Below are 20,326 nucleotides of genomic sequence, written 5' to 3'. Positions count from 1 at the left end.
TGCCTCCTGTAAGGAACGCCAGCGTCAACGCTGGGAGTGTGATGCAAGAAGTTTTGCAATTTGCTTGCCAGCTTTGCATTTCCACCGCTGTTGCCCGCCACAGGCCGTGTTATAAGGGATAGTGATAACAATCCGGGTTTTATTTGCCCGGTAAGCAGATTGTGGTATGCCCCATTAGAGGTATATTTGCACCGCAACGGTGCAAAGAGGTAAAAAAAACAACGAACCAAAGGGAGTTGCTGAAATAGTCAGCAGTCGAACGCGATTCTTTAAATCAGGCTTTGACAAGGCAGTCCGGCATCGTTAATATGCGCCCCGTTCACACGATTCCTCTGTAGTTCAGTCGGTAGAACGGCGGACTGTTAATCCGTATGTCACTGGTTCGAGTCCAGTCAGAGGAGCCAAATTTAAAAAAGCCTGCTTTCGAGCAGGCTTTTTGCTTTTCAGCGCAGCACGTTTGCCGGAAGGCGAACGACCCACCTCCCGGCGATTGCGGCTCTAGCGCAAGCTCTCTTCTTTAAGATCAATCTCCCTCAGCACCTCATAAAAGGTCGTATCGCTGATGTTATGCGCGCGCCGCAAGCGGAACAGCTCCTGACGCTGGGCGACAATGACCTCCCTTTGCATATATTTCTCCAGTCTGGCGCGTTTAGCCAGCTCCAGCCCGACATCCTGCCCCTCTTCATTATCGTTATAGTGAAGTCGCCGCTGGTACGTTTCCAGTAGCATATTGCCAGCATCGGCACGCAGCGCTTCCTCACTGGGATCGTCCAGCGGCTCATCCAATAGCGCGTTCAGGCGGTTGATCGCCACTTCGGTCATCACCGCGCCAATATCTTCCTTGCCGGTGTCATGGGGTAAATCGTCGGCAAGATAGCGGGTCATGAACGGCAGACCAATCGCCGCCACGACGAGCGACATCAGGATCACCGCCATGGAGAGAAAGATCAGCAGTTCGCGGCCAGGAAACGGCGACCCATCCGCCAGCATTACCGGTAGCGTGAGGATACCGGCGAGGGTGACAGAGCCTTTGACCCCGGCCAGCGCCATCACGGACATGATGCTGAATCGCGGACGAATGGTGATGGCTTTACCCCGGCGTTTGCGACGGAAAATCGTTAGGGTCATCGACAGCCACACCCAGGCAAAACGCATCACACCAAGCGCAAGGGTAATAGCTACCGCGTACAACAGCAGATACCAGGGAGACGAGACCCCCGCCTGGCTGGCTACCGCCGGCAGCGTCCTCAGCATACGCGGCAGCTGCTCGCCCAGCATGAGAAAAATCATCCCGTTGAGGGTGGTCTGCAGCATGCTCCATACCGCGCTGCTTTTCATGCGCGTCGCCGGGAGCCGGGGACCCGACAGCTGCTCATAGTGCATCGCGATGCCGGCAGCTACCGCAGCGAGGATCCCCGAAACATGGAACGCCTCGGCAAGCAGGTAAGCAACAAAAGGAATAAGCAGGCTTATCAGGATCTGAATAGCGGGCTCCTCACGGGTGCGCCGCACGAGGAAATTATTGCATTTGCCGGTTACCCACACCACTACAAGGCCACTGAGGATCCCCCCGGCCGCCATCAGGAAAAATTTCACCACCGCATCTCCCGGCGAGAAGCTGCCGGTCAGCACTGCGGCGATGGCGAAATTAAAGGCGACGAGGCCTGAAGCATCGTTTAACAACGACTCCCCTTCAAGAATATGCGCCATCCTCGAGGGAAGCGGCGAACTGGCGGTCATCGCCGAGACCGCCACCGGATCGGTAGGTGACAAAATAGCCGCGAGCGCGAATCCCGCCGCCACGGTGATAGCCGGAATAAGCCAGTGAATAAACAGGCCAATGCCGAGGATCGTCACCAATACCAGGCCTATCGCCAGTGACAGAATAGGCTTCATATCTCTGAAGAACGCATCTTTGGGGATCCGCCAGCCATCGAGAAAAAGCAGCGGCGGGATAAACAGCAGCAAAAAAATATGCGGATCAAAATCGACCTGAAATCCACACGCGGCCAGCGCAGCGCCCGCGGCTATCTGGATCAGCGGCAGGGGCACCTTAACGGGCAGAAGATGAGACAGGAACACGGTCACCACAATGGCCATGATAAAGACCAGCACAATAGCAATTAGCGACATTCATCCCCTCCTCTGGCGGTAATATTAATTCTGTACATCAGGCTGTTATTCCTTTTTCGCAGGTGGTAGTCAGCAACGGGGTATTTATCCCGACGCCGAAAAATAAAGGACAGACTTCACTGTCTGGCGGCGATTTTATTTAAACTGAGTTAGCAACAAGAGCCGAATCAGGGAGGACAATGTGTTTTATCATGTCGGTTTTGTCAATGCGCCATCGTCTGCAAATCATCGCCAGCCTGCCTTCCAGGGAGAAAAGTCCTCATGACCCTGTTGGCCAGGTACTTCACACATTAGCCTCTTCATAAGGACAAAACGTCTCAACCGCTGCGGCAACCCATATTTATATATTCCCGATATTATTAACCCTTATTACCCATTGTGAATATGGATAATAATGACCAGCCTAATATCCTCGGCAGATTTATATTCTGTGCCCCCACCAGCAGTGAAAATCATCTGTTTGCGATTAATAATTGTTAACGCCCCTGACGTGGGTGATTCGTCAGCCAGGATTACGCTTCCATGCAATGCTTGCCCTGCCCCTGGATTGGGCGTACCCTGACAAACAATTAAACCATACGGTCTAAATAATGAAGCCCGATATCCCTGACAGTCTGAAACCCCGTCGCGGTCGGCCACCTAAGGTTGATCGCCAGTTTATCGATACGCGTCAGGCGCTGATACGCTCAGGCCTTGAGGTACTAACTGAAACGGGCTATCTCGCAGCAGGGATCGAGGCCGTCATCAAGAACATCGCCATACCCAAGGGATCGTTTTATCACTGTTTCAAAAGCAAGGAGGCCTTTGGCCTGGCCGTACTTGCCGCCTATGGCGACTTTTTTGCGCATAAATTAGATAAATTCCTGCTGAATAGCGCCGTACCACCGCTGGAACGAATGGCGGCCTTCGTGCGTGATGCCGGCCAGGGAATGGAGAAATACCAGTTTCGCCGCGGCTGCCTGGTGGGCAATCTTCTGCAGGAGGCGCCGCTACTGCCTGAGGCGTTTCACCAGCGATTGAAAACCATTCTGTCGACATGGGAGGCGCGAGTGGCTCGCTGTCTGTACGAGGCGCAGACTGCCGGGGCCGTCGCCAGCGACGCCTCCCCGCAGGCGCTGGCGGAGGTATTCTGGATCGGCTGGGAAGGCGCAGTGATGCGCGCCAGGCTGGTCCAGTCCGCCGCCCCACTAAACCAGTACTGGGAATTCTTTACGCACAGTATGACAACAAAAACACCTGCACAGGACGGCGCTAGCGCCGATAACCCCCTTCCGACGAGGAATACTCTGTCATGAAAGCATTAGTTCTGGACCAGATTGACAACCGCACCGTAGCCGCCGTCAAAGCGATCGACCTGCCTGCCCTTGCCGAAGGCGATGTACGGGTCGCCGTCGACTGGTCGAGTCTCAACTATAAAGACGCCCTGGCAATCACCGGCAAAGGAAAAATTATCCGTCAGTTTCCGATGGTGCCAGGTATTGATTTTGCGGGTCAGGTGAAAGAAAGCCGCGATCCGCGCTTTGTTCCTGGCCAGGCCGTGATCCTTACCGGCTGGGGCGTGGGCGAAAACCACTGGGGTGGCCTGGCCACCGAAGCCAGCGTCAAAGGCGACTGGCTGGTTGCCCTGCCGGAGACGCTCAGCGCGCGCCAGGCGATGATCATCGGCACCGCGGGCTTTACCGCGATGCTGTGCGTTGATGCTCTCGTCAGTGCAGGCGTCACCCCTGAAAGCGGGGATATCCTGGTCACCGGCGCCAGCGGCGGGGTCGGCAGCACCGCCGTGGTGTTGCTGAAAGCCCTTGGCTACCGGGTGACGGCCGTATCGGGCCGGGAATCGACGCATGATTACCTTCGCCAGCTGGGTGCCGACGCGATCCTGCCGCGCAGCGACTTCGCGGAGACCCGTCCGCTAGAGAAACAGCTATGGGCGGGCGCGGTGGATACCGTTGGCGGCCCGGTATTGGCCAAAGTGCTGGCGCAAACGCAATACCGCGGCTGCGTTGCCGCCTGCGGACTGGCCGGAGGGTTCGACCTGCCGACCACCGTGATGCCGTTTATTCTGCGCAACGTGCGTCTGCAGGGGGTGGATTCGGTGATGGTGCCGACCGCTGAACGCGACGCCATCTGGCAGCGTCTGGCCCAGCTTCTGCCGGAGAGCTACTACCAGCAGGCGGCCACTGAAATCACGCTGGAGCAGGCGCCAGCGTATGCCGCAGATTTCCTCAGCAACAATATTCACGGCCGGACGCTGGTCAATATCAGTCGATAAGCCCCGCCGCCCGGCACTCAGCGGTGCCGGGCCTGCACAGCCATCCCGGCATATCATTTCCTTTCCCACGGGATTATGATGGCGCGAACGAATAGCTTTGCGAGTGGTAAAAAAGTAAATGGATGTCATAAGCATCATAATGGCGGCGGGCAAATCGTCCGTTGACGTCGCGTTGTATACGCTGTTGCCGATCATGGTGATTATGCTGATCATCATGAAATATCTTGAGGTTCGCGGCATCCTCGATGTGATTGTTCGCTGGGTGGCTCCGCTGCTGAAGCCCTTCGGCTTAACCGGGATGAGCGCCTTCGCCCTGATCCAGATTAACTTTGTCAGCTTCGCCGCCCCGCTCGCCACGCTGTCGATTATGGACAAACGCGGCGTCTCGGACCGACAAATGGCCGCCACGCTGGCCATGGTATTCGCTATGGGGCAAGGCAACGTCTTTTATCCCCTCACCCCTTTTGGTCTGCACTGGCTGGCGTCGATCGTTATCTCCGTGGTTGGCGGCCTGTGCGCGGCGGCAGTGGCCTGGCACGTCACCGGTCGGCGTTTATCGATTACCGAGAATCCCCGCGCGGAAGCGCTACCCAACGCCGAGCAAAACAGCCAGGGTATTCTGGCGGTGATCAACAGCGCTGGCTCCGACGCCATCCGCCTGGCGCTCGGCGCGGTGCCAATGCTGATCCTGTCGTTAACCATCGTCGGGCTGCTGCAAGGCGCCGGGGCCATCGACCTGCTGCAGCAGTTGCTGAAGCCGCTTCTCAACTGGCTGCACATCCCGCAGAACTTTGTGCTGCCGGCGCTGGTGAAGTGCGTTGCCGGGGGCACCGCCTACTTTGGCGTCATTTCTGAGCTGATCCAGCAGGGCAAAGTCACTGTCAGCCAGGTCAACGCCTCGGCCGGCCTGCTGATCCAGACATTCGATTTGCCCGGCATTGGTATTTTCCTCGGCATCAGCTCACGGTTTGTCCGCCTGTTCCGCTTTGTCGTTCCCGCGGCGATCGTCGGCATCCTGCTGCGCACCGTTTTGCACCTGATCCTGTTTTAACGCCTCCGCTCTGGCCTGCGCTTTCAGGCAGGCCACCACCACCACCTGCTGAGCGCAGGCAATATGTTCATCAATCCGCGCCAGCATCCATGGAAAGAAAGGATTGGAGGTGACGCGCATTAGTGTCTCCAGCCCCACGCTCAACGTCCCGGTTTCCCCACGCAGTGAAATGGTGCCCAGGCTAATGCCGTAGCGGTTCTTCTCGTCCGGCTGGCTACCATACAGCGAGTCGCTCAGGGGAAACGGCACTGCCACATGCGACAGGGAGTACATATCCGCCGGCCAGGCGAGATGCAACGGATAACGATGCTCTTCCCGCTCCTGCGCCAGCGTGGTACGGGCGACGGTCTGCAGGGTGTGCGCCGTCGCGTTGGTCACCACCGTGGTGGTATAGGCCCGCGGCGCCGGGGGCAGCAGCGTATTCACTGCCGCATAGAGCGTAGGGCGAAACAGGACGCGAAGATCCGCCGCCTGATTTATGTCGAACACCACCAGCTCGCTGCCATTGTCCGGCAGGTAGCGATACAAGGACTCCACCACCGCCCGGGTGCTGACCGTGGAATCCATCACCGATTGAAAGGTGAGAACCGGCGGTAGCGCTTTCAGCTCACCCTGACGGGATGCGCGGATAATCTGCTGCTGCAGCGCCTGGCTCAATAACCAGGACTGTCTTGCCGCCTTGACCGGAAAGGAGTTGTACTTGAACGGATTAAACTCAGGCGCCACGTTCAGCCAGGCCGCGCGGGCGAACGCCGGGAAGATGGACGGCAGCCCGGCGAGACCAGCGAAACGGGCAAATGCCGTCACGCCAATCATCGGCGACAGCAGTATAATCTGCTGCGGCTGACGCAGGTGGCTGTCCTCCAGGCTATCGAGGGCATACTTGAGCGCCAGCGCGCCGCCGTTAGAGTAGCCGACCAGATGCAGCGGCACGTCCGCCCCGGCCAGGCGCGTCGCTTCGCGCACCGCCAGACGCGTCGCCGCCAGCCAGGTCTCCCAGTCAACCGCCGTTAACGCCCCCGGCGCGGTGCCGTGCCCCGGCAAACGTGGCACCACCGCCACATAACCCCGCTGCTGCCAGAGTTGCGCCAGATAGCGTACGCTGTAGGGCGAATCGGTCAGGCCATGGAGCAGCACCACGCTGCCGCGCGGCTTGCCCTGCGGCAACAGCACAAAAGAACGGTTCCAGTCCTGCTTAAACTGCCCCGGCCAGACCCGGCTGTGACGATAAAAGCGGTTAACCGGGGTTTTGTCTTCCTCTGGCAAAGCCTCTGTCACTTCGCGCTGGAGATCGGCGAATATAGTCCTCTCCCGCGCCAGATATTGGGCAAAGGTCGCCTGGTCTACCTCTTCGACCGACATCTCGTTGCCACTCCAGGTATGCCAGCGATGCAGCGCCGGGCCGCGCTGGGACTCATAGATCCGTCCGGCGAGAAAGACCACCAGCAGCACCAGCAGCGCAATGATCCCTTTTTTCAGTAGCGAGCCGAGGACATTGCCCGACCTTTGCCAGTGTCGAAAAATATGCTTCATGACGCTCTCTCTTATATTTATCACCTGGCCATCATCACCCATCTCATTTCTGACGGGCTATTTAGTGTCTGCCTTTCAGCATAGTTATCGGTTCCGGCAAATTAAACCCGGCCGATCATTCACTCTCGAATAAAAAATGCCTAACGATGAGATCAATGTTCCGGCGCGTATTTCTAAACACTGTATAAACCAAGGGGATAATCTTATTGTCAGACGTTAAGGAAACATGAATTATCGACGCACATGTCGCTATGAGAGGATAAAAAACAGATGGAGTGGTGGGTAAAAAAAGTACAGGACAATGCTTCAGTCAGCCCCTGCCGCGTCGTGCTTCAGAGCGGCACGCTGGAGATGATCGCTGAAATTGAAGCCTGTCGACTCCACCTGCGGGTGGGGGATAAACTCACTCCACTGACCGATGCGCGCTATTGTCTGAATAATAATCCGGCGCACACGCTAAAGATCCTCAACGCTACCCATTATAGCAGTGAGCGCTGGGCCAACCTCGCAGGATAAACAGCGCGTCTGTCCTGTAGACAGTGATGGTCTCAGTATCTTCGCATCCACCAGATAAATTCCCTTTCGCCCTCTTCGCGCTGTGACATACTATCGGAAATGTCAGCAGACCTGAAACAAGGAGCGAATCATGAATAACAAGGCCGCCAGTCTGACCCCGGAACAAGCGCTTACCGAACTGGAAGCGCGTTATGAAGCCTCGGTCAGCGCGTTACGCAAAGCCATTGGCGACTATATCGACCATAATACGCTCCCTGATACCGAAGCCCGCGCGGAAGGCCATTTTGTCTATCCGCAGCTGTCGGTCTCCTGGGACGGCGCCGATCATAAAGCCCTCAAAACGCGCGCCTGGGGGCGTTTCACCCATGCCGGTTGCTATACCACCACCATCACCAATCCGAAATTGTTCCGCAGCTATCTGCTGGAACAACTGACCCTGCTATATCAGGACTATGGCGCGCATATCAGCGTCGAGCTGTCGCAGCATGAGATCCCCTATCCTTACGTAATAGATGGTTCCACCCTGACACTCGACCGCTCGATGAGCGCTGGTCTGACGCGCTATTTTCCCACTACCGAGCTGTCGCAGATTGGCGATGAGACCGCGGATGGCCTGTTCCACCCTACCGAGTTCTATCCGCTGTCGCACTTTGACGCCCGTCGTGTCGATTTTTCGCTGGCGCGTCTGCGGCACTACACCGGCACCCCGGCGGAACATTTCCAGCCCTATGTGCTGTTCACCAACTATACCCGCTACGTGGATGAGTTCGTCAGCTGGGGCTGCAGCCAGATCCTCGATCCCGACAGCCCCTATATCGCCCTCTCCTGCGCCGGCGGGATCTGGATCACTGCCGAAACCGAAGCGCCTGAGCAGGCGATTTCCGATCTGGCGTGGAAAAAACACCAGATGCCGGCCTGGCATTTGATCACGCATGACGGCAAAGGGATCACGCTGATTAACATTGGCGTCGGCCCGGCCAACGCCAAAACCATCTGCGACCACCTCGCCGTGCTGCGCCCGGACGTCTGGCTGATGATCGGCCACTGCGGCGGCCTGCGGGAAAGCCAGGCCATCGGCGACTATGTGCTGGCCCATGCCTACCTGCGCGACGACCATGTACTGGATGCGGTGCTGCCACCGGATATTCCGATCCCCAGCATAGCCGAAGTGCAGCGCGCCCTGTACGACGCCACCAAGCAGGTAAGCGGGATGCCCGGTGAAGAGGTTAAGCAACGGCTGCGTACCGGAACGGTCGTCACCACCGACGACCGTAACTGGGAGCTGCGCTATTCCGCTTCGGCGCTGCGCTTTAATCTCAGCCGCGCGGTAGCTATCGATATGGAGAGCGCGACCATCGCCGCCCAGGGCTATCGCTTCCGCGTGCCTTACGGCACGCTGCTCTGCGTCTCGGACAAACCGCTGCATGGTGAAATCAAGCTTCCCGGCCAGGCTAACCGCTTCTACGAAGGCGCTATCTCCGAGCATCTGCAGATAGGTATCCGGGCGATTGACCTGCTGCGCGCCGAGGGAGATCACATGCACTCGCGTAAGCTACGCACCTTCAACGAGCCGCCGTTCCGTTAACCGGTGACGCTGGGATAGAAAGGAAACACGCTGGCGTTCCCCGCAGGGGATCGTCAGTGTGTAGCGATATACCCACCGGCGAGCAGAGTCATTTAGCGCTGAAGATGCCCATTTTTATTTTGTAAGCCATAAACCGGACAATATTATTCTGGGCCTTTTCAAGGCTATCTGCGGAAGTAGACTCGGTCGATTCATAGCCAATAATGTCCTGGTTTTTGTGTATGGCGCGACCATTCATACTCATCATTATTTTTCCCTTCAGGGTGGTCGTATATTCTGTTCCGCTGTAAACGGCATTTTCAGTATAAGTATAGGTGCTATTGACACAGCGGGTTTTCGTTTCACCAGTTTTCATTTTTTTCCCTTTGCCGTCGCGACGGAAAACAGGGTCATCGTAACACTGCTGTGTGACGCCCTTTCTTTCTTCCGGCTCGGTCCTTCTGTAACTTCCGAATTCACGTTTGGCTTTGGTTAAGCGCAATGTAATAACAAAATTTGTACCGGTTTTTTGTGGGGCACCAGGATAGTCGAAGATATAGTGACACATACAGCTGACTTCCAGAGGGTAAGGAAGCACTTTATTCCTGTCGCGGGCTTCTTTTTTGCCTTCATCGAGTGATTTTGCCCACGCAACAAATGGCCCTCGGGGTTGTTCTAAAGCTTCATGACATCTAAAAAGCGGCCTGATTCCAGGCTGGTCGTCCCGTTACCGACAATACCTTTGAAAATGTCGGGCTGCGTTGCAGCTAAGGCCACTCTTCACACTGCATCAATCCCTGATCTGGTTTCTCGGCACAGCTCGTAAAACGGTGAACACCTTGCATGTTATGCACAGAAATACCCGAATGCGTCTTCAGCATTGCAGTAACGGCGCATGAATCCCTCATTCCATCGCTTCATTATTACCCTTATAGCTTTACATCTATATAGTATTTAACCTATATTAACCTGGAGGTCCCGTGTGGACGATTAAAACAACGGATATGTTTGATCGCTGGTTTACCTCGCTCAATGATATCGATCGGGCCAGCGTGCTGGCAGCGCTGTTGGTCTTGCGGGAAAAGGGGCCGGGTTTGTCCAGACCTTATGCCGATACGATCAGAGGTTCCCGCTACAGCAACATGAAAGAGTTGCGTGTTCAGAGCCGGGGCGACCCAATACGGGCGTTTTTTGCTTTTGACCCGGCCCGTACCGGCATTGTGCTTTGTGCCGGAAATAAGGTCGGCAATGAAAAACGGTTTTACCATGAGATGCTCGCGGTCGCAGATCGGGAATTCACGAACTGGCTTAACAGATTGAAAGAGAAGGAGTAACGCGATGGGCAGAACGCTGGAACAGCTTCTTATAGATGAAAAACCGGATGTCGTTGCCGAAGCTCAGGCTATTGCTAAGGATATCCTGCTTAATATTCATCTTGCCGAACTACGTGAGAAGGTGCAGAAGACCCAGGTAGAAATGGCTCAGGATTTAGGCATAAAACAGCCTACCGTTGCAGGAATGGAAAAACCGGGCCGCGACCTGAAGCTCTCTACCCTTAAGCGTTATGTTGAAGCGGCGGGTGGTAAGCTGCGGCTTGATGTTGAGCTCCCGGACGGGTCGCACTATGAGTTTGTTTTGTAGCGTAGGCTAGAACGGCTGTGTAACAATCCAAAAAGATAATATACAGCCACTGCTTAAAGTGCCCGCACCTTTTTCATCACTTTTTCTAGCAATGGAGCCGGATCGATATCCAACAGCTGTGCCACATAGGCCAACTCGATTATGTCCAGCCTACGCTCCCCACTTTCAATTTTTGCAATGAATGAACGAAGTGGGCATGACCATTACATAATGGCTGCCTGATTATTGAACCGCAGAAACGACCTCGTTATTCCCTTGAAGAACTTCTGGCGCAGTGCGATCCAAACGCTGAAATAAGCGAAGAATATCGAGAATGGATCGATGCACCTGCGGTGGGTAAGGAGATCCTGTAGATAGACAGATATTGTGAATGAAGTGCTGACCCGACTGGGAGCCATTATGAGCTGATACTTTTTATATGGCCAAAAGATGCTTAAAAGCAAAAAGCCTGCTCGAAAGCAGGCTTCTTAAATTTGGCTCCTCTGACTGGACTCGAACCAGTGACATACGGATTAACAGTCCGCCGTTCTACCGACTGAACTACAGAGGAATCGTGTGAACGGGGCGCATAGTAACGATGACGCCCGGCGCTGTCAAAGCCTGTTTTTAATAAAATGAATCGTTTGCCGAATTATTCTTCACTTTGCGCAAAAAATGGCGTTCCTGCCCGCAAATGGTTCAGGTTTCCTCTGATGAGGCCTTCACGCGCGGATATTTCCACAGCCAGCGGCCGCTCACCATGCGGAAATAAAACAGCACACCGCGCACCGCCCAGTCGAGCACCATCCCTAACCAGACGCCAATCACCCCCATCCCCAGCACAATGCCAAGCGTATAGCCCGCCACCACCCGGCAGCCCCACATACCGAGCATCGACACCCACATGGTGTAGCGTACGTCACGGGCGCCTTTAAAGGCGCAGGGTAAAGTCCACGACAGCGACCAGATTGGCATAAACAGCGCATTGAGCCACAGCAGCTGTTTAACCACCTCTTTTACGTCTTCTTCATGGGTATAGAATGAGGCGATAAAGCCGGCGAAGGGGGCGCTGCCCCAGGCGATCAGCGTCAGAATGATCGTCGACAGCCAGAATACGTGCCAGGCCTGAAATTCAGCCTGACCAATCTGCCCTTTTCCCAGCCGCTTGCCGGTAATGATCGTCGAGGCGGAGCCGAGGGCGTTGCCCGGCAGGTTAATTAGCGAGGCCACCGAAAAGGCGATAAAGTTGCCGGCGATAACGTTGGTGCCCATCCCGGCGACAAACATCTGGGTCAGCAGCTTGCCGCCATTGAACAGGACCGATTCGATACTGGCCGGAATGCCGATCCCCATCACCTCCCAGATAATGGCGAAGTTAAAAGGCTTGAAGTAGCCCTTCAGCGACAACCGCAACGCCGGATTGAGGCCCACCATCAGCACCCAGATAGTGGCTACCGCGCCAATATAGCGGGCAATGGTCAGTCCAAGCCCGGCGCCGACAAAGCCCAGCCCCGGCCAGGAGAAGATGCCGTAGATGAGCACGCTGCTGATTAAAATGTTGAGGATATTCATCCCACCGTTGATCAGCAGCGGGATTTTGGTGGTTCCGGCACCGCGCAGCGCCCCGCTGCCGATCAGGGCAATCGCCGCCGCCGGGTAGCTCAGCGCCGTCAGTTCCAGATAGGTCAGCGCCAGGTCCTTGACCTGGGCGGTGGCATCACCGGCAACAAAATCAATAATCTCCTGGCCAAAGGCATGGATCACCCCCGCCAGCAAAATGGAAAACAGGGTCATGATGGCTAGCGACTGGCGCGCGGCCGCCCTCGCCCGCCGCCGATCGCGCTTGCCAAGGCTAAAAGCGACCACCACCGTGGTGCCCAGATCGATGGCGGCAAAGAAGGACATGATGACCATGTTAAAGCTATCGGCCAACCCCACCCCGGCCATGGCCTCTTTTCCCAGCCAGCTGACAAGGAAGGTGCTCAACACCCCCATCAACAGCACACAGGCATTTTCCAGCAGAATGGGGACAGCGAGAGGGCTGATTTCGCGCCAGTACAGCACACGATAACGCTGACGTTTTTTAAACCAGGATGTCCGTTCGACGGCCTGGCGTACGGCGGAGGTGACGTTCAAGAGAGACCTTAGTGAGAGATGTTGAAACAACATTTCAAATGATGATTGAGAAATGGATATCCTGCAAAGTATTTTCCGTAATAATTGTCGGAAATGGCAACAAATTGTTGATGGAAGCGGCAGTTGCACCTGAACAGACGAATTGATGTTTGACAAAAGATTTTTCGCCGCTAAGATACGACTCCACACGATTCCTCTGTAGTTCAGTCGGTAGAACGGCGGACTGTTAATCCGTATGTCACTGGTTCGAGTCCAGTCAGAGGAGCCACATTTAAAAAGCCTGCTTTCGAGCAGGCTTTTTGCTTCTTTGCGTCGCTGACGTTAACTCAGCATCGCATCCAGCCTGGCAAGCACCTCATTGACAACGGCGTCAGGTATGCGTTCCAGACGCTTGCCGTTCCGGGCCGCCATATCGATAGTTCTGGGCTGGTCGCAGCGAATAACGCCTGTTGTTTTGGTCCCCGCCTCTTCCAGTGAAACCGTGAAACCTGCTGTACGTGCAAAGTTTCCGCCGCTGGTGACGGGAACCACTACCGGTAGCCGGGTCAGCTTGTTAAACGATGCCTTCGATACAATGAGTACCGGACGTTTTCCACTTTGCTCGTGGCCAGCAATCGGATCCAGTGAAACAAGCCAGATTTCCCCTCTGTCCATCTACAGAATCTCCTTGCCCACCGCAGGCGCATCAATCCATTCCCGATCCTCTTCGCTCATTTCGGCGTGCGGATCGCACTGCGCCAGCAGCTCCTCAAGCGAATAACGGGGCCGTTTCTGGGGTTCAATAATCAGGCAGCCATTATCAATGGTCATACCCACTTCGCTGTCCGTCGACAGCTCCAGCGTTTTCAGCACGGCGGGAGGAACCGCCAGCATGATGGATCCGCCAACCTTTTTCAGGCGAGTTGTATACATAGAGGATCTCCGAATATTATATTTTAATATAACATCCAGGGTGGGTTGTGCACAATTACTCATCAGATTCATGGTGATTTCCTTAGCGTAATAAACCGTCATCCATCGAACGACAGATCCAACAGTTTTCAGCGGTGTGATGACCCGTAAAACGGCGACCATCCTGATTCATCGGGCACTTCTCGTAGGTCAGGAAGCATTGTGTGCAGGCGAGAACTGATTTCGTTGTAAGAAGGCGATAATAGAAAACTGATTCTGGGGTTCAAAGGATTATGGCGAATCAGATAAATAAAATGCGGCGCGGCTTCCGTATCCGGGTTGCGCTGGAGGAACATCAGCGATAGCGCGAAGGCCAGATTTGCTCAGGTGCGATGCCTAACGCTTCCGCTATCAATCTTTCGCCTTTGGGCCAGCGGCGGTTAAGGGCGTTGGTCAGCGTGGAGGACGCCAGCCCGGCGTTACGGGAAACCGCCGTCAGCAACGTTCCCCGCTTTTTCAGCGCCGCAATAATGTCGGCGGATTGCCAGTCCTGTTGCATCATGCCGTCACCTCGTCAATAAATTTAACGCCATCGGCGTTACGCAGCCAGCGCGGGGCTATCATTTCCGCAGCAAAATACTTGATCAGTTCATACAGCAGGCAGCTAAGGTATTTTTCCATTTCAGAGTAAAAGCTTTGCCCTGCCAGCATCTGCGTCAGGGAGAGACAGTAGCGGCAAAGCTCTGTGCGTTCAGGCTCGAAACGGGGGGAATTTGCAGGGCGGGTGTCAACGGTCAGGCTTCCAATAAGATGGGGCGGGACGGGCTCTAACAGCGTGGGCTGGAGCAGCGTCAGACAGGCGTTTAGTCTGCCGCAGAGCGCCATTTTCAGCGTGGGATCGTTGCTTTCAATCAGGGTTTCGGCAAAAGTTTCGCAATGACCAGCGAGTACGGTGAAATCTGTGGCAGCATTAAAGGGAACAGCAAGTAACGGATATGTCTGGATTGGGATAGTAGCCATAGAGGCAGCCTCCTGTAACGGGTTTAAAACCCACCACCAGAGGTTCCAATCTCATGGTGGTGGACTGAACGGGGTTGGAACTACCGGCGTTACAGGCAACCGGCGCACCTTGCGGTGCCCCCGCCCAGCCGACCATTGAGGTATAGCCGAGCGCACGACATAAAAAAGACGCGGGGCGCGTCGTATGTCGCCTGTAACATTTCTCAGGGTTCCAATCCCGGCGCCTGATTTTGCAGGTGCGGGTAAAAGATTCCGCTTTCGGTCAAAAACAGCAATAGGAAGTGGTGGAATACAGATCGCAAATTGTTATAAATATGCACAATAGTTACTGTTGACCAAGGCGGCACATATAGTAACTTTACTCCCAATCTTCTGGATATTTTTTCGCATGTAATTCTCTGGTCAAATAGTGGATATCCTCTTTCTTCTCTTTCATCCCCTCATGCCTCACCATAAAAGTAAACGAAAAAATTGCTGAACGCGTTATCTGAAGTAAATGTTCGAAATGGCGAATAAAATCACTTTCTTTTATGAAAAGAACATCTTCGATTCGTTGATAAGATTCGTAAATATCCTGAGAGCGACAGGAGATTCTGACTTTTTGCGGGGTTTGGGAAAAAAGCCTTCGGACTATGCCATCTATAACATCGCTACTGTTATGACTGCTCCTTTTTTCATCTAATGCATCAATAAATAGAGCTTTTTAGTTATCTATCGGAACACCACTTAGAAAGTGCCGTACCGTCAGATAGTTTGCCCTATGAAATGCCGAAAACTGTTTGAAAAGATGGTTTTTTCCAGCACCAGGATCGCCAAGCAGAACAATGTTAGGGGACTCCGAATAATCGCCAAATGTCTTAGTTTGGCTATCTTTAGCCTCTTGGGGGTGAATCTGCCTGACTTGCCTGTTTAACATGTAATACTCCCCAAAATATTTTCATCTAAATCTAATACTACTGAAATGGAGATTATTGAGACCATCCTTAGACAACTATCAAAACTCATCAAGCAGCATACAGTTTTCAACAATACCTATAGATGGAACTTCATTATACAAAATTGCTGGCTCAAGATTAAACAAATCATATAACTGCCTTTCTACTGAAAGTATAGGCATTTTATCATAACGTGGCTTTGAATAATCAACATCACTTTGCTCAATAAAACTGATATATTTATTTATCTCATGCAAAAGCATATTTTGTGTGTGTTTTGTTCCCGTACTTTGTAATTCATGAAACCCTACTGTCGAATTAACCGATTTATATGCTGAAAAAGACAATCGCCTAGCACTGGTTATAATATTCTCTAGTCGCTGCCTAGTATTTTCGTTAAGAAAAAATTCCTGAGCCCATCGCTCAGATATCTTGGAAAGATAATATTCTAACGTATTGTAAAAATACCCTAGATTAATTTTACGCCAAAGATTGATAATACTATCTTTTATATCCCCCCTCTTTAAAACCTCTTCTTGTAAAACTTTTAACGATATAGTTTTCGTATCACTTATTCCAATTATATTTAAATGGAAACGGCAGAGGTTGATGAATGAGTCAAAGTTATATAAATCATCATCTTTCAATGAAGAAAAATCAGAAACTGAAATTTTGAGAATGTGCTGAGTGAGCAGATTTATTAGTTGCTTGTTTGCAATTTCCTTTGATGGAAATGTATAGCGTAAAAGTTCTTCTTTAGCAACAATTCCCCAATCCCCACCACATCCATCAATTATTGATAACAATATTAACAATTCTTCTGTCTTCACAGAATCCAGGGTAATTGGAGTTACGTTGGTAGGATTTATTGGATGTTCATGTCTAGCTAATGCTTTATTTATTGCACATTCACCTTGTTCTCGTAACTGTAACAACTCTGGATTATCACCACCAACTGCTGATTCTAAAATGTCCATCCATTTATCATATTCATGCCAAAGGTTACAGCGAATAGTTGCTCTTATTGTATTCTTACATAATGAGAAATTATACGATGTTCCATCTGCATAATTTCTTGAGTTCAAACACATTAAAGCATAGTCTATTGCTTGTTGATCATTTTTATTAAGACAGAAATAAGACAAAAAGAAATATAATGACTGACTCCCTTCGCCCTCAAGATGTTGATAAATAAAAAGTGTGAGGTTATTCAACTCATTATCATTTTTAATCAATACTCGATGATAGTACTCATAAAACCGTAATAAAATATCGTCATAATGATGTAAAGGATAGTTGGAGTTCTCTTTTTTATTTGCAATCACTTTCATAAAGGTCTTAAAATACGTTGAGTTACGTCCTTTAGCCCCCGTACGTATAAAGCAATCAATTAGTTTATAATAAACATGTGCTAACTTTAATCCTTCACTTATGTTATCTAAATGAACAAATGAAAGCCTCTCTGATAAAATAAATTCATTTTCTTCAGTCATCAGTCTTGTTATATATGAGGGGACTTCATCATAAATAGTCATCAGTAATAAAAATGCAGATGCCCTGTGTGACTCATAATCTTTATTTTCCCAATGAACAATCATATTAGAAAAATGATAATCTGGACTATTTTCTAGTGCTGGGTTTAATTTAACCTGATCAATAACAAGTGAACAAAAGTCAATCAATGGAATATTAGTTGGAAGTATAGTATTGTTGAATAAATATTCACTATTCCCTCTTCGTTGGGGATTTTCATTTTTCTTCTGTCGTTGTTGCTTATTCCGATTCTTTTTTGACTTCCTGTTGACCATAACCATTCTCCTAAGACAAACAAAGCCATGCTAACACTATGGATGTTAAAGTAAAGGTACTAAACGACAGGTAGTGAATACAACGGCACATGGACCTCTCGTACTGGTTATCTTAGAAAAACATGCTCAATAGTAAGTACACAAGCGTATCAATCATGATGTCATATCAAGGCTCTTTGACCAGAATGACCCATGCACAAAAAGGTGGTCATTCTGGTGGTCTTGACAAGCCCAATTTTAGGTTTAGCTTACCAATCAGCCAGTTAATGGCAAAGGCGATCCCGGTCAGAGGAGCCACATTTAAGAAGCCTGCTTTCGAGCAGGCTTTTTGCTTTTTTGCGTCGCTGACGTTAGCTCAGCATCGCATCCAGCCTGGCAAGCACCTCATTGACAACGGCGTCAGGTATGCGTTCCAGACGCTTGCCCTTCCCTGCCGCCGCCTTACGCCCCGAGTCTCCTCCGTTAACACAGCCCAGCTCAGCCTGAAAAAGCCCCCGCCAGTAGGATGAATTCACTACCGTTTGCGGGTGAGATAGCGTGGATTATCCACGCTATCTAACGTTATACCCGGAGGCATCATGAACCTCAGACAACAGCAACAGCAGGCGTTCGATCGCAGCGGAGAACCTCTTATCGTCGGCAACGTCAGTCACTGCCCGCTGCCGCCGGAGACCCTCGCCGCACTGGGCCCCGATTCCCCCTATGTGGTGCAGGTATACGGCTCAGGCCTGACCGGCGAGGTTTATCGTCTGCGCATCGCCGGCAAGGAGTACAATTTAAAGAAACGTCGCGCCGTCGCCGGCGTTGCCAACCTCAACGGCCAGCTGTCGTTTTTAAATGAAGTGCAGCGCAGGCAGGCGTTGCAGCGGCTGAAGGATAACCCGGTCACCGCCCCGCGCTTCACCCACATCGTCCCTACGCTGTATGCCGATTATCGCCTCGGCATCCTGATCTCCCCCTGGATCGATGGCGAGCCGATACACCAGTTGACCCCGCCACTGATCGCCCAGCTATTTACTACTCTGGAAGCCTGCGAAGAACAGGGGCTGATGGAGTGGGATCTCTGTAGCGGGAATCTACTGGTGGACCGGCAGGAGCAGCTGTGGCTGTTCGATTTTGGCTATATGTATCCCTTCGACCCGCTGAGAGAATTCAACAGCAATGGTCTGGCCGATCCGCTGTTCCACTTTGTCGAACGTTTTGAGACTCGCTTCTTTTTTAGCTGGCTGATGACCCAGGTCCCCGACGCGGAGCAGCAGCTGGCGCACTATCGCGATCTGAAGCGGCTGGCGGTTGAAAGCTACCGTCGGAAGGTCGTCTGGCTCCGCGCCCGGCGCGCTGACCCACAGGTGCTGGCTCACTTTCAGCAGTTGACGGCGCGCTGGGAGTCGGCGCTGACGGACCCTGCCGCGCTGAGCCGGCTGTTTGCCGTAGAGGCCTTTCGCTCACATGTGCTGGATATTGAAGACGACCTGCATGGTCAGTCCTGTACCCTACTCACCCTGCAACGCATTGACTGGGTGATAAACCAGCTGGAACAGCGTTATCGCTTTATCGCCGACGAAGGCGGCCTGTTTTACGATAACGACGGGAAATCGCAGCAGGCGCTGCTCAGCAGCTATGCGCAGAAGCGGCAGCAGGTGCAGCAGTACCTGCTTAACGCCCCCGCCGGGAGGGATTAGCGACGCTCGCGTCCCTGCTTCTGCTTCGCCTGGTACATCAGGCGGTCGGCGGCGGCCACCAGCGCATTAAGATCGGGGTGAATGGCGGGATCGTACTCGACGCAGCCCCAGGAGAAAGCCAGTTGCCAGGGGTTGGCCGCTTGTTGGTTGAAACGCGCCACATTGAGACTGAGCGTCTCCATTGCCGCCGCCGCATCGTGGCGGCTGGTATTGGCGAACAGAATGATAAACTCGTCACCACCCTGCCTGGCAAGGATATCGGACTCACGGAAGGCCGCTTTCATCAAATCGGCGATGGCGTTCAGCGCGCGGTCGCCCTCCTCATGCCCCCATGTATCATTGATATGCTTGAAACGATCGAGGTCGACAAACGCCAGGCTCACCGGCTCATGGCGGCGCTGGGCCGTCAGCAGAGCGTACTCCGCCAGGGTGAGGAATCCCCGACGATTAAACAACCCCGTGAGTTCATCCGCAGTTGCGGCATCGAGTACCTTGAACTCATCCTCCACGATGGCCGCCAAATCGCTTAAGATCTGGATTTCATGGGCGGAAAACGAACGCGGCTGATGGTCCATCAGACAGAAGGACCCCACGGTCGCGCCATCCGGCAGTTGCACCGGGTAGCCAGCATAAAAGCGGATAAACGGTGCCTCAATCACCAGCGGGTTATCGTGAAAGCGCACGTCCTGCTGCATATCGTTGACAATAAGCGGGTCGGTTTGCAGAATCGTATGGGCGCAAAAGGATATATCTCTTGGCACTGTGTCCACATCCAGACCGGCACAAGATTTAATATGCAGCAGATCTTCCCCCACCAGACTAATGGATGCCACCGGCAGGTTGTATAGCGAACGGGCAAGCCTGGTCAGGCGATCGAAGCGTTCTTCTTTTCCGCTATTCAACAGCCCGGAAGAGCGAAGCGATTGCAGGCGACGCTGCTCGTCGGGATGAAGTCCGGCTAATTTCATTGTCTCTCTCTTGTCTCGCTTACGCAGAATTCAGCCGCTCTCCCCTGCGGGAAACCGGCGTTTTATCCTGCCAGGGGAAAATATTCGTCAGGTATCCCATGAGTTAAGCAGATTTCTCCCACTCGTCAACCGGCGCGCCCCGGCGCCTCAGGCGGCCAGGGCGCGGGCGGAATACCATTAACGGCACTCTGCCCGGCAAA

At 53.0% G+C, this 20,326-nt stretch carries 18 protein-coding genes, 3 tRNA genes and 5 pseudogenes; 11 read left to right on the top strand and 15 right to left on the bottom strand.

Annotation, left to right across the window (positions count from 1 at the left end; translation table 11 throughout):
* Positions 1-328 precede the first annotated feature (328 nt).
* A tRNA-Asn gene (locus LGL98_RS08635) sits at positions 329-404 on the top strand.
* A 94-nt stretch (positions 405-498) separates the two neighbouring features.
* Here LGL98_RS08635 and LGL98_RS08630 read toward each other — a convergent pair.
* Entirely contained in the window at positions 499-2,133 is a 1,635-nt protein-coding gene (locus tag LGL98_RS08630) for a Na+/H+ antiporter (RefSeq protein WP_136032111.1), read from the bottom strand.
* Positions 2,134-2,723: 590 nt separating this feature from the next.
* On the opposite strand from LGL98_RS08630, the pseudogene acuR reads away from it, so the two are divergent.
* The 3 genes and pseudogenes from acuR to LGL98_RS08615 all read left to right on the top strand — a co-directional run bounded on the left by acuR (position 2,724) and on the right by LGL98_RS08615 (position 5,453).
* Positions 2,724-3,549, top strand: a pseudogene (gene acuR / locus LGL98_RS08625) (acrylate utilization transcriptional regulator AcuR).
* Positions 3,482-4,402, top strand: a complete 921-nt coding sequence (locus tag LGL98_RS08620) for an MDR family oxidoreductase (RefSeq protein WP_226651859.1) — start codon at positions 3,482-3,484, stop codon at positions 4,400-4,402. The pseudogene acuR and the gene LGL98_RS08620 overlap by 68 nt, the downstream one beginning before the upstream one ends.
* 118 nt (positions 4,403-4,520) lie before the next feature.
* Positions 4,521-5,453 carry a nucleoside recognition domain-containing protein gene (locus LGL98_RS08615; RefSeq protein ID WP_136032106.1) on the top strand — a complete coding sequence of 311 codons (933 nt, stop codon included), beginning with the start codon at positions 4,521-4,523 and terminating at the stop codon, positions 5,451-5,453.
* Here LGL98_RS08615 and LGL98_RS08610 read toward each other — a convergent pair.
* Positions 5,364-6,986 carry an alpha/beta hydrolase gene (locus LGL98_RS08610; RefSeq protein ID WP_136032104.1) on the bottom strand — a complete coding sequence of 541 codons (1,623 nt, stop codon included), beginning with the start codon at positions 6,984-6,986 and terminating at the stop codon, positions 5,364-5,366. The two genes, LGL98_RS08615 and LGL98_RS08610, sit on opposite strands and share 90 nt — an antisense overlap.
* A 270-nt stretch (positions 6,987-7,256) precedes the next feature.
* On the opposite strand from LGL98_RS08610, the gene pmrD reads away from it, so the two are divergent.
* The gene (pmrD, locus tag LGL98_RS08605) at positions 7,257-7,502 is read left to right on the top strand and encodes a signal transduction protein PmrD (protein WP_136032102.1); all 246 of its coding nucleotides are present in this window, start codon (positions 7,257-7,259) and stop codon (positions 7,500-7,502) included.
* A gap of 130 nt (positions 7,503-7,632) precedes the next feature.
* Positions 7,633-9,087 (top strand): AMP nucleosidase, encoded by a 1,455-nt coding sequence (locus tag LGL98_RS08600; RefSeq protein ID WP_136032100.1) that lies wholly within the window; start codon positions 7,633-7,635, stop codon positions 9,085-9,087.
* 88 nt (positions 9,088-9,175) lie between these two features.
* Here the strand turns inward: LGL98_RS08600 and LGL98_RS08595 are convergent, their stop codons facing one another.
* Entirely contained in the window at positions 9,176-9,634 is a 459-nt protein-coding gene (locus LGL98_RS08595; RefSeq protein ID WP_136032098.1) for a hypothetical protein, read from the bottom strand.
* Positions 9,635-10,046: 412 nt separating this feature from the next.
* Here LGL98_RS08595 and LGL98_RS08590 point away from each other — a divergent pair, with 412 nt between their 5' ends.
* Positions 10,047-10,400 (top strand): type II toxin-antitoxin system RelE/ParE family toxin, encoded by a 354-nt coding sequence (locus tag LGL98_RS08590; RefSeq protein WP_008804168.1) that lies wholly within the window; start codon positions 10,047-10,049, stop codon positions 10,398-10,400.
* A gap of 4 nt (positions 10,401-10,404) precedes the next feature.
* Positions 10,405-10,707 carry a transcriptional regulator ProR gene (gene proR / locus LGL98_RS08585; protein ID WP_061153979.1) on the top strand — a complete coding sequence of 101 codons (303 nt, stop codon included), beginning with the start codon at positions 10,405-10,407 and terminating at the stop codon, positions 10,705-10,707.
* A 53-nt stretch (positions 10,708-10,760) separates the two neighbouring features.
* On the opposite strand, the pseudogene LGL98_RS26310 reads toward proR, so the two are convergent.
* A pseudogene (locus tag LGL98_RS26310) lies at positions 10,761-10,895 on the bottom strand (helix-turn-helix domain-containing protein); the annotation flags it as partial.
* Here LGL98_RS26310 and LGL98_RS08580 point away from each other — a divergent pair.
* A pseudogene (locus tag LGL98_RS08580) lies at positions 10,892-11,060 on the top strand (AbrB/MazE/SpoVT family DNA-binding domain-containing protein); the annotation flags it as partial. The pseudogenes LGL98_RS26310 and LGL98_RS08580 overlap by 4 nt on opposite strands.
* A gap of 121 nt (positions 11,061-11,181) precedes the next feature.
* Here LGL98_RS08580 and LGL98_RS08575 read toward each other — a convergent pair.
* From LGL98_RS08575 to LGL98_RS26305, 3 genes are all read right to left on the bottom strand, one after another.
* A tRNA-Asn gene (locus LGL98_RS08575) sits at positions 11,182-11,257 on the bottom strand.
* A gap of 128 nt (positions 11,258-11,385) precedes the next feature.
* Entirely contained in the window at positions 11,386-12,822 is a 1,437-nt protein-coding gene (locus LGL98_RS08570) for an EmmdR/YeeO family multidrug/toxin efflux MATE transporter (RefSeq protein WP_168435312.1), read from the bottom strand.
* A gap of 34 nt (positions 12,823-12,856) precedes the next feature.
* Positions 12,857-13,009 (bottom strand): DUF5951 family protein, encoded by a 153-nt coding sequence (locus LGL98_RS26305; protein WP_168435311.1) that lies wholly within the window; start codon positions 13,007-13,009, stop codon positions 12,857-12,859.
* A 5-nt stretch (positions 13,010-13,014) separates the two neighbouring features.
* On the opposite strand from LGL98_RS26305, the gene LGL98_RS08560 reads away from it, so the two are divergent.
* A tRNA-Asn gene (locus LGL98_RS08560) sits at positions 13,015-13,090 on the top strand.
* Positions 13,091-13,143: 53 nt separating this feature from the next.
* Here the strand turns inward: LGL98_RS08560 and LGL98_RS08555 are convergent.
* From LGL98_RS08555 to LGL98_RS08525, 7 genes and pseudogenes are all read right to left on the bottom strand, one after another.
* Positions 13,144-13,476, bottom strand: coding sequence for a type II toxin-antitoxin system PemK/MazF family toxin (locus LGL98_RS08555; RefSeq protein WP_040245064.1), 333 nt, complete (start codon positions 13,474-13,476; stop codon positions 13,144-13,146).
* Positions 13,477-13,734 carry an AbrB/MazE/SpoVT family DNA-binding domain-containing protein gene (locus LGL98_RS08550; RefSeq protein ID WP_000288812.1) on the bottom strand — a complete coding sequence of 86 codons (258 nt, stop codon included), beginning with the start codon at positions 13,732-13,734 and terminating at the stop codon, positions 13,477-13,479.
* A 334-nt stretch (positions 13,735-14,068) separates the two neighbouring features.
* Complete coding sequence (locus LGL98_RS08545) at positions 14,069-14,275, bottom strand: helix-turn-helix domain-containing protein (RefSeq protein ID WP_136032094.1); 207 nt, start codon at positions 14,273-14,275, stop codon at positions 14,069-14,071.
* A complete protein-coding gene (locus LGL98_RS08540; protein ID WP_136032146.1) occupies positions 14,272-14,733 on the bottom strand; it encodes a hypothetical protein in 462 nt (153 codons plus the stop codon). The genes LGL98_RS08545 and LGL98_RS08540 overlap by 4 nt, the downstream gene beginning before the upstream one ends.
* Before the next feature lie 358 nt (positions 14,734-15,091).
* A pseudogene (locus tag LGL98_RS08535) lies at positions 15,092-15,649 on the bottom strand (hypothetical protein).
* Positions 15,650-15,727: 78 nt separating this feature from the next.
* Positions 15,728-17,476 (bottom strand): hypothetical protein, encoded by a 1,749-nt coding sequence (locus tag LGL98_RS08530; protein WP_226651828.1) that lies wholly within the window; start codon positions 17,474-17,476, stop codon positions 15,728-15,730.
* A gap of 350 nt (positions 17,477-17,826) precedes the next feature.
* A pseudogene (locus tag LGL98_RS08525) lies at positions 17,827-17,913 on the bottom strand (type II toxin-antitoxin system PemK/MazF family toxin); the annotation flags it as partial.
* Between the two features lie 141 nt (positions 17,914-18,054).
* Between LGL98_RS08525 and LGL98_RS08520 the strand changes: the two are divergent.
* Positions 18,055-19,158 (top strand): AarF/UbiB family protein, encoded by a 1,104-nt coding sequence (locus tag LGL98_RS08520; protein WP_136032943.1) that lies wholly within the window; start codon positions 18,055-18,057, stop codon positions 19,156-19,158.
* Here the strand turns inward: LGL98_RS08520 and LGL98_RS08515 are convergent.
* Positions 19,155-20,126 (bottom strand): sensor domain-containing diguanylate cyclase, encoded by a 972-nt coding sequence (locus tag LGL98_RS08515; RefSeq protein WP_136032940.1) that lies wholly within the window; start codon positions 20,124-20,126, stop codon positions 19,155-19,157. The genes LGL98_RS08520 and LGL98_RS08515 overlap by 4 nt on opposite strands.
* Positions 20,127-20,326 lie beyond the last annotated feature (200 nt).

The organism is Klebsiella africana (assembly GCF_020526085.1).
Taxonomy (GTDB): domain Bacteria; phylum Pseudomonadota; class Gammaproteobacteria; order Enterobacterales; family Enterobacteriaceae; genus Klebsiella; species Klebsiella africana.
The sequence above is the reverse complement of the archived record's forward strand: the minus strand, read 5'-3'. Positions and strand labels throughout refer to the sequence as shown.